Annotated in this window: 14 protein-coding genes; 5 read left to right on the forward strand and 9 right to left on the reverse strand. The window is 73.4% G+C overall.

From position 1 onward, the window contains the following. Positions 1-64 precede the first annotated feature (64 nt). From ACZ7LU_RS02150 to ACZ7LU_RS02165, 4 genes are all read right to left on the reverse strand, one after another. A complete protein-coding gene (locus ACZ7LU_RS02150) occupies positions 65-148 on the reverse strand; it encodes a putative leader peptide (protein WP_317850861.1) in 84 nt (27 codons plus the stop codon). Between the two features lie 116 nt (positions 149-264). Further along, positions 265-852 carry a GNAT family N-acetyltransferase gene (locus ACZ7LU_RS02155; protein ID WP_471148178.1) on the reverse strand — a complete coding sequence of 196 codons (588 nt, stop codon included), beginning with the start codon at positions 850-852 and terminating at the stop codon, positions 265-267. Between the two features lie 23 nt (positions 853-875). Then, a complete protein-coding gene (locus ACZ7LU_RS02160) occupies positions 876-2174 on the reverse strand; it encodes a GAF domain-containing protein (RefSeq protein ID WP_471915390.1) in 1299 nt (432 codons plus the stop codon). 302 nt (positions 2175-2476) lie between these two features. Beyond that, positions 2477-4111 (reverse strand): acyl-CoA dehydrogenase family protein, encoded by a 1635-nt coding sequence (locus tag ACZ7LU_RS02165; RefSeq protein ID WP_471915391.1) that lies wholly within the window; start codon positions 4109-4111, stop codon positions 2477-2479. Positions 4112-4128: 17 nt separating this feature from the next. On the opposite strand from ACZ7LU_RS02165, the gene ACZ7LU_RS02170 reads away from it, so the two are divergent. Further along, positions 4129-5304, forward strand: a complete 1176-nt coding sequence (locus ACZ7LU_RS02170) for a YihY/virulence factor BrkB family protein (RefSeq protein WP_471148175.1) — start codon at positions 4129-4131, stop codon at positions 5302-5304. A gap of 74 nt (positions 5305-5378) precedes the next feature. Here ACZ7LU_RS02170 and ACZ7LU_RS02175 read toward each other — a convergent pair whose 3' ends face one another. Next, positions 5379-5552, reverse strand: coding sequence for a hypothetical protein (locus ACZ7LU_RS02175; protein ID WP_471915392.1), 174 nt, complete (start codon positions 5550-5552; stop codon positions 5379-5381). Between the two features lie 23 nt (positions 5553-5575). Here ACZ7LU_RS02175 and ACZ7LU_RS02180 point away from each other — a divergent pair, with 23 nt between their 5' ends. Further along, on the forward strand, positions 5576-6508 hold the full coding sequence (locus ACZ7LU_RS02180) for an AraC family transcriptional regulator (RefSeq protein WP_468713101.1): 933 nt from the start codon (positions 5576-5578) through the stop codon (positions 6506-6508). Then, entirely contained in the window at positions 6508-7218 is a 711-nt protein-coding gene (locus ACZ7LU_RS02185) for a DUF6597 domain-containing transcriptional factor (protein ID WP_471915393.1), read from the forward strand. The genes ACZ7LU_RS02180 and ACZ7LU_RS02185 overlap by 1 nt, the downstream gene beginning before the upstream one ends. Here ACZ7LU_RS02185 and ACZ7LU_RS02190 read toward each other — a convergent pair. Further along, positions 7195-7623, reverse strand: coding sequence for a VOC family protein (locus ACZ7LU_RS02190; RefSeq protein ID WP_471915394.1), 429 nt, complete (start codon positions 7621-7623; stop codon positions 7195-7197). The two genes, ACZ7LU_RS02185 and ACZ7LU_RS02190, sit on opposite strands and share 24 nt — an antisense overlap. A 94-nt stretch (positions 7624-7717) precedes the next feature. Here ACZ7LU_RS02190 and ACZ7LU_RS02195 point away from each other — a divergent pair, with 94 nt between their 5' ends. Further along, a complete protein-coding gene (locus ACZ7LU_RS02195) occupies positions 7718-8128 on the forward strand; it encodes an NUDIX hydrolase (protein ID WP_468312022.1) in 411 nt (136 codons plus the stop codon). A 31-nt stretch (positions 8129-8159) separates the two neighbouring features. Here ACZ7LU_RS02195 and ACZ7LU_RS02200 read toward each other — a convergent pair whose 3' ends face one another. Both ACZ7LU_RS02200 and ACZ7LU_RS02205 read right to left on the reverse strand, forming a co-directional pair. Continuing rightward, positions 8160-8879, reverse strand: a complete 720-nt coding sequence (locus ACZ7LU_RS02200; RefSeq protein ID WP_471915395.1) for a cupin domain-containing protein — start codon at positions 8877-8879, stop codon at positions 8160-8162. A gap of 35 nt (positions 8880-8914) precedes the next feature. Beyond that, a complete protein-coding gene (locus ACZ7LU_RS02205; protein WP_471915396.1) occupies positions 8915-10357 on the reverse strand; it encodes a hypothetical protein in 1443 nt (480 codons plus the stop codon). Positions 10358-10405: 48 nt separating this feature from the next. Here ACZ7LU_RS02205 and ACZ7LU_RS02210 point away from each other — a divergent pair, with 48 nt between their 5' ends. Beyond that, positions 10406-11218: a dienelactone hydrolase family protein gene (locus tag ACZ7LU_RS02210; RefSeq protein ID WP_398309631.1), complete on the forward strand. Its 813-nt coding sequence runs from the start codon at positions 10406-10408 to the stop codon at positions 11216-11218. Between the two features lie 70 nt (positions 11219-11288). On the opposite strand, the gene ACZ7LU_RS02215 is transcribed toward ACZ7LU_RS02210, so the two are convergent. Beyond that, positions 11289-14177 (reverse strand): glycoside hydrolase family 2 TIM barrel-domain containing protein, encoded by a 2889-nt coding sequence (locus ACZ7LU_RS02215; RefSeq protein ID WP_471915397.1) that lies wholly within the window; start codon positions 14175-14177, stop codon positions 11289-11291. Positions 14178-14284 lie beyond the last annotated feature (107 nt).

Raw genomic sequence — 14284 nt, forward strand, 5'->3', positions numbered from 1 at the left:
GACGTGCGCGCGGCGCTGCGCAGGGAGGGGGATCAGTGGATGGGGTGCGGCGGTGCTGAGCTGATCAGCGGGCCGGACACATGGCGCTGGACATGCGGCCGAGGTCGACGTGACGTCGACTCACCAAGGCGTTTCCAGTGCGATCCATGCCGGAAGCGTGTCATGGGACTTTCGGCCCAGTCCAGCATTATCCAAAATGCGGACACCGTTGTCCCGAATCGTGGACAACGGTGTCGTGGGTCACTTCCGGGATTCAGCAGGGATTCAACTGCGGTGGGCCCCCGGCCAGGGCCCCGGCGCCGGAACGTCCGCCTCCAGCTCGACCTTGGTGTCGAAGAGCTTGAAGCCGCGTCGCTGGTAGTTCTCCATCGCGTGCTCGCCGTCCTTGGAGCAGGTGTGCAGCCAGACCCGCTCGGTCGGCGCGAGCCCCGGCCACCGCCCGGCCAGGTCCCAGGCGCGCGCGACGCCGTACGACAGGAGGTGGCCGCCGATGCGGCGCCCCCGGAAGGCGGGGAGCAGACCGAAGTAGACGATCTCGACGACACCCTCCGCCGCGTCCCCGTTCTCGCCGCGCGCCGCCAGCTCCACGTATCCGGCGGGCGTCCCCTTCTCGTACGCGACCCAGGTCTCCACACCCGGCCGCTCCAGCAGCTTCTGCCACTCCGCGTAGGTGAGGGAGAGCCGGTCGGTCCAGTGGATGTCGCCGCCGACGGACGCGTACAGGAACCTGCTGAACTCGGGCGAGGGCACTTCGGCGCGCACGATCCGTACGTCGCCGTCGGGTGCGGCGGCCGGGAGCAGATCGGTGGGCGACGTCTGCTCGAGGGACCAGGTGGTGACTGTGATGCTCATGCGGCACAGAGAATCATGGCCGCTCAGAGCTCCGCGACCCGTCTCGCAGCGCGGACCGCCGGTGCCGTCGAGTGGGGCAGCAGGTCCACCGGCCGCTCCGGCATGATCACGTCGACGTCGACGTCCTCGTGGAAGCGGTAGGGCCGGTGGGCGAGGAGACCGCCCAGGTAGCGCCGCACGCGCGAGAGCTCGGCGCGGACCGTCACCGTGCGCGCCGGGTCGCCGAACATGTCCTCGGCCAGGCCCGAAGCGGTGCGCCCGGTGCGATATGTGCACAGGAGATAGAGGAGTTCGGCGTGGCGCGGACTCAGCTCGTGCGTCCAGTCGTGGGCGCCGCCGAGCACCGAGAGCGTCCAGCGGCGCGGGCTGCTCACGTCCAGGACGAGCCGGGTCGCGGCGACCGGCGTCGGCACGTCACCGGGCTCCTCCACGCGCAGCAGCCAGCCGCCGGCCAGCGGCTCCACCAGGCAGGAGCCGAGGGACGGCAGCCAGGTGCGGCCCGGACCGAAGGACTTGGGCAGGGCGAGGCGGTCCGCCGGGGGCATGCCGGTCACCGCGGCGGTCCAGCCGTGCGCGTCCACGGCGAGCGCCCGCCCGTCGAGCCGGGCGAGGACCGGCGCCGCCACCGCGCGCAGCCGGTCGAGCGCCGTCACGTGCCGGTCCCGCAGCCGGGCCTCCGCGAGCTTGGCCACCGAGTCGACCAGCGCGAGGGTCGCCGGATGAATGGTCTGCAGCGGCCCGCTCACGTCGACCACGCCGAGCAGCCTGCCGTCGCGCGGGTCGGTCACCGGGGCGCCCGTGCACGTCCACGGGTGGTGGGTCTGCACGAAGTGCTCGGCGGAGAAGACCTGCACGGGGCGGCGCACCACCAGCGGGGTCCCGATGCCGTTCGTGCCGACGATGCTCTCCCCCCAGTCCGCCCCCGGCTGCAGGCCGTGCGCGTCCGCCTGGCGCAGCACCGCGGCGCTGCCCTCACGCCACAGCACCCGGCCTTCCGCGTCGCAGACGATCATGATGTGCTGCGCGGCGTCCGCCACGGAGACCAGGGCGTTGCGCAGGACGGGCAGGACCTCCAGGAGCGGCGAGGTGCGGCGGCGCTCCTCCAGCTCCTCCTCGGTCAGCAGCCGGGACCGGATGTCGTGGTCGGGGTCGACCCCGCCGAGCAGCATCCGCCCCCACGAGTCGCCGATCACCGGGCGCGGCAGGACCCTCGGCCGCTGCCCGGAGAGCGTGGCGTCGCGCACCCCCTTCAGGAGGTGCGCGGCGTGCGCGAGGTCCATGGCGGAGATCCGCGCGAGGTCGATCGTCGACGGGGCGTTCATGACCACGGGGTCCTTTCCGGCCAGACCAGTGTGGAGGGGCAGGGACCCATGGTGCCCCCTGCGCGCGTCCCCGGGGGCCGCATCGGGGTGCCGAATCCTCCGGAGGTCACGGTGCGTTGCAACCTCCTGCAACTCTGGCCAACGCCCGGCCGGTGCCCGAATCTGGACACCACACCGCCCGTGCGGTGTTCACGCTCCTCAAGGGGCCTGAAAGACGGGGGTGGTGCCGTGTCGGCGCAGCACCACCCCCGTGTCAGCCCGGGAACCGCCCGGGGCTCTCCCCTCGCTGACGGAGCGGCCCTCTAGACCCCCGGCGCGGACCGCGCCACCACGGTGGCCAGATCGAGTGTGTGCGGCAGCGTGCCGAACGCCGCGCCCCAGTCCCCGCCGAGCCGTGAGGCACAGAACGCGTCGGCCACCTCCGAAGGCGCGTACCGCACGAGCAGCGACCCCTGGAGCACCAGCGCCATCCGCTCCACGAGCCGGCGCGCCCGGCCCTCGATGCCGTCCAGGTCGGCCAGTTCGGTCAGCAGGTCCTTGATCGCACCGTCGAGGCGGTGGTCGGCGCCGCGCGCCGCGCCGACCTCCTGGAGGAACGCGTTGAGGGCCCGCGGCTCGCGCTGCAGCGCCCGCAGCACGTCCAGCGCCTGGACGTTCCCCGAGCCCTCCCAGATCGAGTTGAGCGGCGCCTCGCGCAGCAGCCGCGGCATGCCCGACTCCTCCACATAGCCGTTGCCGCCCAGGCATTCGAGTGCCTCGCCGACCAGCGGCGTGCACCGCTTGGTCACCCAGTACTTCGCGGCAGGCACCGCGAGCCGCAGGAACGCCTGCTCCTGCTCGCTCCCGTCGTCGTACGCCGCCGCGAGCCGCAGCGCGAGCGTCGTGGCCGCCTCGGACTCCAGCGCCAGATCCGCCAGTACGTTGCGCATGAGCGGCTTGTCGACGAGCTTGCCGCCGAACGCCTCCCGGTACGCGGCGTGGTGCACCGCCTGCGCCACGGCCTGCCGCATCAGCGCGGCCGAACCGATCACGCAGTCCAGCCGGGTCGCCGCCACCATCTCGATGATGGTGCGCACCCCGCGCCCCTCGTCCCCGACCCGGCGGGCCCACGTCCCGTCGAACTCCACCTCGCTCGACGCGTTGGACTTGTTGCCCAGTTTGTCCTTGAGCCGCTGGATGGCGAACGGGTTCCGCGTGCCGTCCTCCAGGACGCGCGGCACCAGGAAGCACGTCAGCCCCTGTTCGGCCTGCGCGAGCACCAGGAACCCGTCCGACATGGGCGCCGAACAGAACCACTTGTGCCCCGTCAGCGCATACGTCCCGTCCTCCGCGAGCGCCTGTGCGCGCGTCGTGTTGGCCCGCACGTCACTGCCGCCCTGCTTCTCCGTCATCCCCATCCCGAAGAGGACACCGGCCTTCTGCGACGCCGGGCGCAGCCCCTCGTCGTACACGGTCGAGGAGAGGCGCGGCTCCCACTCGGCGGCGAGCGCCGGGTCGGCGCGCAGCGCGGGCACCGCGGCGTGCGTCATCGAGACGGGACACCCGTGCCCCCCTTCGGCCTGCGTCCACACCAGGAACCCCGCGGCCCGCCGCACATGCCCGCCGGGCCGTGACCAGGCGGTGGTCAGGCCCGCGGAGACGGCCTTGCCGAGCAGCCGGTGCCAGGCCGGATGGAAGTCGACCTCGTCGATCCGGTTCCCGTAACGGTCATGCGTGCGCAGAACGGGCGGATTCTCATTCGCCTGCTCTCCCCACCTCTGTGCCTGGGCGGAACCCGCGGTGCGGCCGAGCAGGGAGAGTTCGTCGCGGGCGGTGTCGAGGAGCGCCGGATCCAGATGCCGCTCGACGCCCTCCACGAGGGCCCGGTCGGACGCGAATACGTCATATCCCACCAGGGGCGGAGCCTGGTTGGTCACTGTGTGGGTGCTGGCTGCCATGCCGCTACGGTAAGGAGGTGCACCAGGCAAAAGAAACACCCGGGCGGCCGTCGGGCCGCTGGACCCGGGCCCGCGCTCTCTACCGGAACGTCTCCAAGCGCAGGACCGCCTGGCTGCTGCTCAAGGACACCGTCAACTCGTGCATCGAGTACCGCATCCTGGGGCTCGCGGCCGAGGCTGCGTTCTTCACGCTGCTCTCCGTTCCACCGTTGCTGCTGAGCCTGATCGGCCTGCTCGCCTACGTGGACCGGTGGACCGGCGCGGACACCATCGCCAGCGTCCAGAACAACATCCTGGAGGCGTCCCGCACGATCCTGTCCGACCGGGGCGTCCACCAGATCGCGGAACCGATACTGGACGACGTGATGCGGGTCAGCAGACCCGACGTCATCTCCATCGGCTTCCTCTTCGCCCTGTGGTCCGGCTCGCGCGCCGTGAACGTCTTCATCGACACCATCACCGTGATGTACGGCCTCGACGGCGTGCGCGGCATCGTCAAGACCCGGATACTCGCCTTCGGGCTCTTCCTGGTGGCGCTGCTCATCGGCTCGGTCGCGCTGCCGCTGATGGTGGCGGGCCCGGACGCGGTGGTGAAACTCCTGCCCGGTTCCACGACGGTGGTCCAGATCCTCTACTGGCCCGTCGTCGTCATCCTCTCCGTGATCTTCCTGACGACGCTGTACCACGTGTCCGTGCCGGTGCGTTCGCCGTGGGTGGAGGACATGCCGGGCGCGCTCATCGCGCTCGCCATGTGGGTGCTCGGCAGCTTCCTGCTCCGCATCTACCTCACCAGCACGGTGGAGGGCCCCACCATCTACGGCTCGCTCGCGGCCCCGGTCGCCGTGCTGCTGTGGATCGGCGTCTCGGCGTTCGCGGTCCTGGTCGGCGCCGCGGTCAACGCGGCGATCGACCGGGTCTGGCCGTCCGTCGCCACGGCCGTGGCCCGCGCCGCCAACGACCGCATAAGGGAGGCCCAGGCCGCGGAGGTGGTCGCCCGCGCGGCCGCACGCGAGGCGGCGGGGGACACGGACGACCCCGACGACCCGGAGATGCCGTCCGAGTTCCCGGAACGCTGGTCGCGCTTCCTGCCGCCGGACGACGTCACGTCGCGGCTGCGGACGCCGGCGAAGCAGGGGAAGCATGCGAAGCGGCCGGGGTCGGGCGGCTCGGACGACAGCCCGTCCGGCGATTGAGAGCGGGTTCCGGGGCAGAGCCCCGGAACCTCACCCCCGGCGCCGGGGCTCATGACGTCCAGACCCCGGCGCACTCACGGGCGAAGTCGCCGCAGTCCCTGGGCGCCCGGCCCAGCACCTCCCGAACCCGGCGAGGGCCGCCCCGTCGCGTGCGCCTGTTCCTCGCCCCGCACCGAGAGCAGCGTGAGCCGCCGTACGCCGAGGACGACCGCCCGCCGGCCGACCATCGGCGAGAGGCTCACCCCCATACGCGTGCGTCTACGCTGCCGCCATGGACGTACTGGCCGGTCTCCTCGAAGGGCCGCGGGCGCGCGGGGCCTTCATGATCCGTGCGCTCTTCGACCCGCCCTGGTCCGTCCGCATCGCGGACGAGGCGCCCCTCTCCGTCATGGTCATGGTGCGCGGCACCGCCTGGATCGTCCCCGCGGACGGCGCGCCCGCCCAGCGCATCGGCCCCGGCGACCTCGCCATCGCCCGCGGCCCCGACCACTACACCTGCGCCGACGAGGCCACCACCGCGCCGTTCGCCGAGATCCGGCCGGGGGAGCACTGCGTGCCGCTCGACGGCGCCCCCGTCGCGCGCTACCGGGACCTGGGCCTGCGCGCCTGGGGCGAGTCGCACGACGGATCCGTGGAGATGCTGATCGGCACCTACCAGCTGCGGGGCGAGCTCACCGGACGCCTCCTCGACGCGCTGCCGCCACTGCTCGTGCTGCCCACCGAGGTGTGGGACTGCCCGCTCACCCCGCTGCTCGCCGACGAGATCCGCAAGGACGAACCGGGCCAGGACGTCGTGCTCGACAGGCTCCTCGACCTGCTCCTGATCGCCGCGCTGCGCGCCTGGTTCTCCCGCCCCGAGGCGGCGGCCCCCGCCTGGTACCTGGCGCTGGGCGACCCGGTCGTCGGCCGCGCGCTGCGCCTGCTCCAGGACGACCCGGCGCACCCCTGGACCATCGCGGACCTCGCGGCGAAGGCGGGTGTCTCGCGGGCCGCGTTCGCCCGGCGGTTCACGGACCTCGTGGGGGAGCCCCCGATGACGTACCTGACGAACTGGCGGCTCGCGCTCGCCGCCGACCTGCTGCGCGACAGCGGGCTGACCATCGGCGCGATAGCCCGCAGGGTCGGATACGGCAGCGCGTTCGCGCTCTCCGGCGCCTTCAAGCGGGTGTACGGGATCAGCCCGCAGGAGCACCGGGGGGTGTGATGTCCGACGGGACCTACCGGGAGCGGCCGGCGGCGCTGACCGGCGCGGTCGTGTGGACCAGGGTCGCCACGGGCGCCCCCGGCGACGCCCGGCCGGTGCTGCCCGACGGCTGCATGGACCTGCTGTGGACCGAGGGCAGGCTGTTCGTCGCGGGCCCCGACACCCGCGCGTACGACCCCGAGGGCGGGCCGGGGCGGTACGTCGGCATCCGCTTCCACCCCGGCACCGCCCCGGCCTTCCTGGGCGTGCCCGCCCACGAACTGCGCGACCGGCGGGTGGAGCTCGCCGACCTGTGGACCGCGGCCGAGGCGCGCCGCCTCACCGAGCGCGTGGACGCCGCGCGCGACCCGGCGGCCGCCCTGGAGGCGGTCGTGACGGACCGCGCCGCCGACACCGGGCCCCCGGACCCGCTCGTCGCCCACATCGTCAGGTCCCTGAGCGCGGGCCACTCGGTCGCGCGGACCGCGGCGGACGCGGGCGTCAACGCTCGGCTGCTGCACCGCCGTTCGCTGCCCGCGTTCGGCTACGGACCCAAGACGCTGGCCCGGGTGCTGCGTCTTCAGCGGGCGCTCGCACTGGCCCGCGACGGCCTGCCGTACGCGGAGACGGCCGCCGCCGCGGGCTTCGCCGACCAGGCCCACCTGGCGCGCGACGTCAAGGAGTTCACCGGGCTGCCGCTCGGTGAGCTACTCGGCGGGGGCCGCCCCTAGAGGAGCGAAGAGGTCGACGCCGTTGCCGTCCGGGTCGAGGACGACGGCGTACCGCTGACCCCAGGGCGCGTCGAACGGCTTGAGCTTGCTCGCGTATCCGGCGCCCGTCATGTCCTCGTGCACGGCGTCGACCCCGGCGGGCGTACCGCAGTGGAAGGCGAGCCCGATCCGGCCCCCGCCCGCGGGCGGCCGCCAGTCCGGGTGGAAGGAGCGGACGGTGTCCTCCGTGTCGAGGGCGAGGCGCAGACCGCCGGGGAGCGCCGCCTCGACGTGCGGCGCGCTCTCCGACCCGGCGGGGAACTCCAGGCCGAGCCTGCGGTAGAAGGCGAGCGACGCGGCCAGGTCGGAGACGACGAGACCGATCAGATCGAAACGGGGAGTGGGTGACTCAGATGTGCTGTTCATGCCCGGCAGCGTAGGCAGCGGCTTCGCGCCAGGTCTTGAAGGAATCGGACACCCCGACTGTCATGGGACCCGAATCCCCGCTACGTTGGAAGGCATGGACTATCCCGGTGACAACCGGCTCGCGGCGGCTGTGGTGATGCACCGCGGCCGTGTGCTGCTCGTGCGACGCAGCCGGACCGAGCGGTTCCTGCCCGGTGTGTGGGGTGTTCCGTGCGGGAAGCTGGAGCCCGACGAGAGTCCGATGGACGGCGTCCTGAGAGAGCTCAAGGAAGAGACGGGACTGCTCGGCCAGGTCGTCCGCAAGGTCGGCGAGTCCTCCTTCGTCAGTACGTACCGCGGGCACGAGGTGAAGAACTGGCAGGACAACTTCCTGGTCCGCCCCCTCACCTTCGACGTGACCCTGCCCCTGCCCGACCAGGACCACCGCTGGCTCGCCCCCGCCGACCTCGGCACGGTCCGGATCGACGACTACAACCGCGAGATCGTCCGCCAGGCCCTCGCCTGAGCAACGCGTCGGCCGTCAGCCCGCCGGCTCGTCAGCCGAGCAGCTCCGCCAGCGTCGACAGCTCGGCCAGGTAGTCGTTCACCTCCAAAGGCTTCTTCGCCACCGCCCGGCCTCCCACGTCCGGCCCCGCGTACACGTCCGTGTACCGCCGCCGCCCCGCCCCCGTCTCCAGGAACAGCGAGACCGCGGGCTCCGGCGAGGCGCACCACGCCCGGTGCAGCACGTGCGAGGGCAGTCCGTAGCCGCTCCCGGCCGCGTACAGCGCGGTCTGCGTGAAGCGCAGCCGCGCCCCGCCCGCCGGCTCCAGGAGCCAGTCGCCGTCCTCGCCCGCTAGGGACTCCCGGTACCAGGACGTCGCGACCCCCTCATCAGCGGCGGGACCGGCGCGCTCGTACAGCTCCACGCCGAGGGCGCCCCGCACCACGTAGGAGGCCAGCGGGGAGCGGTGGTTGTGGATGTCCTCGCGCGTGTCCCGGCCCGGATGCCACACGTGCGCGCGCAGCATGTGGCGCGGTCCGCCGTCGATCAGGAGCAGCTTGTCGAAGCCGAGGATGTGGCGGTACGAGAGGAGCGCGCACCCGGAGGGGTCGCCCGTGCCGCCCGCCAGCTCACGGAGCAGCGGCACCAGGCGCCGCGGGGCGCCCAGTTCGGCGACGACCGCGCGGGCCGCCCGCAGCAGTTCGTCCCCCGTCGACCGGTCCAGCGTCTCCTCCAGGAGCCGCCTGGCGTCGTGGACGTGCCGACCACCCAATGCTCTCTCCCCCTCGTCCACGCGCCCGCCGGCGTTCAGCCACCCGGCTGATACATCCATACGGCATGTGCCCGCAGCGCGGAAAGGCCTTGGTAGGTCATCCACAGCGGGTAGGCGAGATCGACCCCGTCCCACGTCCAGATCCCGTTGTCCTGCTGCCGCCACACGCACGCGGCCGACCCCGAAAGCATCTCCTGCCAGGTCGCCTCCCTCTCCTCGTCGGCGGCGACCGCGGGGACGTCCGGGGTGAGCAGCGCCCGCACCACCCAGGCCGCCGAGAAGTGGCGCACGGAGAGCACCTCGTGGCGCGAGGCGTCGACGGGGTGCGGGCGGCGCACCGTCTCGTGGCCGCTCTCCAGGTCGTCGCAGCCGTCGTGTGCGGGCCCGGGGCAGGAGAGCAGCCAGCGGATGCCCTCTTCGCGGGTGGCGCGGGCGTTCGCGTCCTCGCCGAGCACCCGCGCCGCCCGGTCGAGGGCGACGACGGCCTGCGCGGTGTGCACGGCCGACGGCGCCACCGCCCTGCCGCGCGGCGGGGTGAGCCGTGAGCCCCAGCAGCGCCGGTGCCCGCGCGCCGGATCGGTGACGGCCCCGTCGACGAGCGCGTCCCGCAGGAGCGGCAGGGCGGGCGAGTCGGGCGCGGCACGCAGCAGCCCGCGCAGCACCGTGGTCACGACGTGCGTCAACTCCACGCCCGAGGGTTCCAGTTCGCGGCTGAACCGCTCGGTGCACCGCTCCGCCTCCGTGGCGAGGAGGCGCGGGTCGGCGCCCGCCCGCGCGAGGGCGCCGAGTACGAGCGCGGTCACCTCGGGGCGCCCCACCGCGCCCTGCGAGCGGGCGGCCCAGCCGCCCTCGGGCAGCCGCAGCCGCCACAGCGTCTCCACGAGCTCGGAGGCGCGCAACCGCCCGTCGGGCATGCCGAGTTCGAGGACGATGTGCAGGCCGTACGCGGTTCCCGTCGGTGTCGGACGTACCGGTTCCGACTGCTCGTCGAGGGCGTGCGGCCAGCCCACGAGGCGGCCGCGCAGCGGGTCGTCGAAGACCGTCAGGCGGTCGGCGAGCGTGGTGTACGCGGCGGCGGAGAGCCCCGGCAGCGGCCCAGGACCCACCGGTTCCGCCGCGCCGGAGGCCGCTCCCGCCGGCGGACGGCGCGGCGAAGGAACCCCGTCCAGATCACCGCCCGTCCCGTCGTCCGCCCCGCCGTCCGCCGCCGCCCGTGCCCGCAGCAGCGCGCCGGCCAGCCAGGCGGAGACCCCCGTGCCGAGGCCACTGACCACGGCCAGCGAATAGCGGGCCGTGTCCCCGAAGAGCCCGTCGGGCAGCAGCCCCACCAGGGCCTGGAAGACGGCGTATCCCACGGCGACGGGGCCGAATCTGCCCAGCCACGCCACGAGCCGCCCGGGCGGGGGCTCGTGGCGTGGCTCGGGCGGCTCGGGCCGCCCGGTGGGGTCTGTGTTTCCGCGCATGGGTGCTGTAGGCATGAACTCCACCTACCCATCAGGCACTTGTGACGAAAGGGAGTGAGCGCCGTGCCCGGTTCGGAACCGACAGCGGACCTCACAGGATGGCACGCGGCCCCGTTCACGGGGGCCGGCCTCACGCATGATGTCCATGAGAAGGGGACAGGCCCCGGCGTCGTCCTGGTTCCCGAGATCCCCGGTGTGCATCCCGGTGTCCTCGGCCTCGGCGAGCACCTGGTGAAACAGGGCTTCACCGTCGCGATCCCGTCGCCCTTCGGCGAGCCGGGCCGCCCGATCTCCACGCCGTACGTCCTGGGGGTCTTCGGCAGGGTCTGCGTCGCCGCCGAGTTCCGCGCCTTCGCCACCAACGCCCGGCGCCCGTTCGCAGACTACCTCCGTGCCCTCGCCCGCGATCTGGCGTCCCGCACGCCGGGTCCGGGCGTCGGTGTCATCGGCATGTGCTTCACGGGAGGCTTCGCGCTGGCCGCCGCCACGGAGGAGGCCGTTCTGGCCCCCGTGCTCAGCCAGCCCTCGCTGCCCCTCCCGGTGAGCGCGGCGCGGCGAGTCGACCCTGGCCTGTCCCGCGCAGAGTTCGACACGGTCGTGGCCCGTACCAAGAACGACGGCCTGTGCGCGCTGGGCCTGCGCTTCAGCGAGGACAAGCTGGTCCCGCGCGACCGCTTCGCCACCCTGCGCCGCCACTTCGGCGACGCGTTCGAGGTCATCGAACTGGACTCGTCGCCGGGCAACGCGACGGGCTTCGCGAAGTCGGCGCACTCCGTCCTCACGGAGGAGGTCCGCGAGGAGCCCGGTCACCCCGCGTACGCCGCGCGCGAGCGGGTCGTCCAGTTCCTGCGGGAACGCCTGACGACCACGGGGTGACCTGACGACCACCGGGTGACCTGGCGACCACCGGGTGACCGGGCGGCGCCCGGTCCGGTCCGCCCCGGGCTCAGCCGTCCACGCGTGAGAAGACGCAGCTGAAGGAGGACGGCCGGGGTGTCGCGCGGAGTTCGTACTGCGGCAGGACGCCGGGGCCGCACGACTGCGTCCCGATGCCGTGCCGGGCGATGTCGAGGTTGACCCAGACCGTGTCGCCGGGCGTGAGGTCGGTGCGGTGCCGGGCGGCGTCGAGCTGCTCGGTCGTCCAGCGCCGGACGGTGAACGCGGGGGCGCCGTCGCTCTCGACGCGCAGCCCGCCGACCTCGGCCCAGCGGACGGCGGGGCGGGCCCCGTTCTCCTGCGGGCGCACGTACGGCGTCTGCATCGCGTCGACGTCCGACTCCCACACGCCGATCAGCGAGGCGGCCGCGGTGTCGGGGTAGGCCTCGCCGGGCCCGCCGCCGAACCACCGCACGCGCCCGGCCGCGCCGGGCAGCCCGAAGCGGATGCCGAGGCGCGGCAGCGGCACGGGCCAGTCGCCCTCCGGCGTCACGGACATCCGCAGCAGCAGCTTGCCGCCGTCCGACGTCCAGTGGTACTCAGTGCGCAGCGCCAGGTCGCTCGCCGCGGGCGCCACCCGGGTGCGCACGTTGAGACCTTCCCCGGTCGTCTCGACGGAGTCGACGCGGTGCCGCATCCGGTGGAGGCCGTGCGTGCGCCACAGCGAGGCCACGGACGGCTCGGGCCGCCACGGCATGCCGTTGTCGTTGTCGGTGGGGGCCCGCCACACGTCCAGGCGCAGCTCCCTGACCTCGCGGCCGTGGAAGGTGCGGAGCGAGCCGGTGCGGGCGTCGAAGTCCGCGGCGCCGAGGGTGATGCGCCGGCCGGCCGCGTCGCGCTCGGGTGCCGCGCCGCCGGGCACGGGCAGGACCATGCCGTACTCGACGGGCAGCTGTGCCCACGCCACCACATGCCCCTTCGGCGCCCACGCCGTGTCCTCGGCGAGCGACGCGCGCACCGTCCACTGGGTCTCGGCGTCCGGGTCCCTGGGCGGCGGGGGCGGCAGCTTCACCTCCGTGCGCTCGCCGGGGCCGACCTGCGGCACCGTGAGGACGCCGTCCGCGACGGTCGTGCCGTCCTTCTCGTACGACCAGGTGAAGGCGAGGTGGGAGAGGCCGGCGAAGTCGTGGAGGTTGGTGACCGTGACCGTACCGGCGCGCCCGTCGCCCTCGATGCGGACCGGCTCGACCACCTTCTTGTACTCGACGAGTCCCGGGGACGGCGTCCGGTCGGGGAAGACCAGGCCGTCGCAGACGAAGTTGCCGTCGTGCAGCTCCTCGCCGAAGTCGCCGCCGTACGCGTACTCGTACGTGGGGTGCGCGATGCCGTGGTCGATCCACTCCCAGACGAAGCCGCCCTGGAGCCGGTCGTACGTCGCGAACAGCCGCTGGTACTCGCTGAGTCCGCCGGGTCCGTTGCCCATGGCGTGCGCGTACTCGCAGAGGATGAACGGGAGCCTGCGCCGCTCCTTCGGCCCCTCGTCCTCACCCCGGCCGATGCGTTCGACCTCGGCGTGGTCGGCGTACATCCGCGAGTACACGTCCGTGTCCTCGCAGGACGCGTCGCCCTCGTAGTGTAGGAGGCGGCTGCCGTCCCGGGCGCGGATCCACTCGGCCATGGCGGTCAGGCCGCGGCCCGTCCCGCACTCGTTGCCGAGCGACCAGACGATCACCGAGGCGTGGTTCTTGTCGCGCTCGACCATGCGGGCGGCGCGGTCCAGGAGGGCGGGCGTCCAGCGGTCGTCGTCGACCGGGTTGCCCCGCCAGCCGACCGCCTGGAAGCCGTGGGTCTCCAGGTCGCACTCGTCGACGACCCACAGGCCGAACTCGTCACAGAGGTCGAGGAAGGCGGAGTGCGGCGGATAGTGGCTGGTGCGGACGGCGTTGATGTTGTGACGCTTCATCAGGAGGATGTCGGCGCGCATCGTTTCGAGGTCGAGGGCGCGGCCCGTGCGGGGGTGGAACTCGTGGCGGTTCACACCGCGGAAGAGGATCGGGCGGCCGTTGACCTTGATGAGGCCGTCCTCGACGGTGACCGTGCGGAAGCCCACGCGCAGCGGGATCCGCTCGCCGGGCGTGGCCAGCGTCGCGTCGTACAGCCGTGGCGTCTCGGCCGTCCACGGCTCGACGGCCACGGTGACCTCCTCGCCGGTCGCCACGTCGATCCCCAACTCCGGGACGACGACGCGCCCTTGGACGTCTGCCTCCGGGATGTCCACCCGCAGCGTGCCCGTCCCCGTGCGGTGGTCGTACGCGGCGTGGACGAAGAAGTCGCCGGCGCAGCCCTCGGGCCGGTGCAGCAGCGTCACGTCGCGGAAGATCCCGGGCAGCCACCACTGGTCCTGGTCCTCCAGGTACGAACCGGCGGACCACTGGTGGACGCGGACCGCGAGGACGTTGCCCTCGGGCCGCAGCAGCTCGCCGACGGCGAACTCGTGGGGGAGGCGTGAGCCCTTGAAGTCGCCGAGCTCCGCGCCGTTCAGCCAGACGCGGGCACAGGACTCGACGCCGTCGAAGCGGAGGACGGCGGCGCCGTCCCGCGGCCAGTCGGCGGGCAGGTCGAAGAGGCGCAGGTGGTCGCCGGTCGGGTTCTCGGTGGGCACGCGGGGCGGGTCCAGGGGGAACGGGTAGAGCTGGTTGGTGTACTGGGGCACGCCGTGGCCCTGCAGCACCCAGTGGCCGGGCACGGCGATCTCGCCCCAGGCGCCCTCGGCATCCGAGGTGTCCGGGTCGTACCCGTCGGCGGCGAACGAGTCGTCCTCGGCGTCGGCCGTGGGCGAGAGGCGGAACCGCCAGCGGCCGTTGAGGGAAAGGGCGGCGGCGTCCGACGCCGCGTACCACGCGCGGGGCGGGAGAGCGCCGGTGCCGGGGGACACGTCCTCGTGGTGGGAAAGCTCCATGGTCTCCATGAGACCGCGCGTGCCCCGCGCCCCGCCATCGCCCCGGCCCGCAAGTCGTTGGATTCTTCGAGCCGGACTTGGACCCGCCACGCTCCCGTCCTCCGGCC

The organism is Streptomyces sp. NPDC039462 (genome assembly GCF_055639375.1).

Bases quoted from the DNA above. Each gene is read 5' to 3' on its own strand.
- ACZ7LU_RS02150 (WP_317850861.1), bottom strand. From the start codon at position 148: ATGGATCGCACTGGAAACGCCTTGGTGAGTCGACGTCACGTCGACCTC.
- ACZ7LU_RS02155 (WP_471148178.1), bottom strand. From the start codon at position 852: ATGAGCATCACAGTCACCACCTGGTCCCTCGAGCAGACGTCGCCCACC.
- ACZ7LU_RS02160 (WP_471915390.1), bottom strand. From the start codon at position 2,174: ATGAACGCCCCGTCGACGATCGACCTCGCGCGGATCTCCGCCATGGAC.
- ACZ7LU_RS02165 (WP_471915391.1), bottom strand. From the start codon at position 4,111: ATGGCAGCCAGCACCCACACAGTGACCAACCAGGCTCCGCCCCTGGTG.
- ACZ7LU_RS02175 (WP_471915392.1), bottom strand. From the start codon at position 5,552: ATGGGGGTGAGCCTCTCGCCGATGGTCGGCCGGCGGGCGGTCGTCCTC.
- ACZ7LU_RS02180 (WP_468713101.1), top strand. From the start codon at position 5,576: ATGGACGTACTGGCCGGTCTCCTCGAAGGGCCGCGGGCGCGCGGGGCC.
- ACZ7LU_RS02185 (WP_471915393.1), top strand. From the start codon at position 6,508: ATGTCCGACGGGACCTACCGGGAGCGGCCGGCGGCGCTGACCGGCGCG.
- ACZ7LU_RS02190 (WP_471915394.1), bottom strand. From the start codon at position 7,623: ATGAACAGCACATCTGAGTCACCCACTCCCCGTTTCGATCTGATCGGT.
- ACZ7LU_RS02195 (WP_468312022.1), top strand. From the start codon at position 7,718: ATGGACTATCCCGGTGACAACCGGCTCGCGGCGGCTGTGGTGATGCAC.
- ACZ7LU_RS02205 (WP_471915396.1), bottom strand. From the start codon at position 10,357: ATGCCTACAGCACCCATGCGCGGAAACACAGACCCCACCGGGCGGCCC.
- ACZ7LU_RS02215 (WP_471915397.1), bottom strand. From the start codon at position 14,177: ATGGAGCTTTCCCACCACGAGGACGTGTCCCCCGGCACCGGCGCTCTC.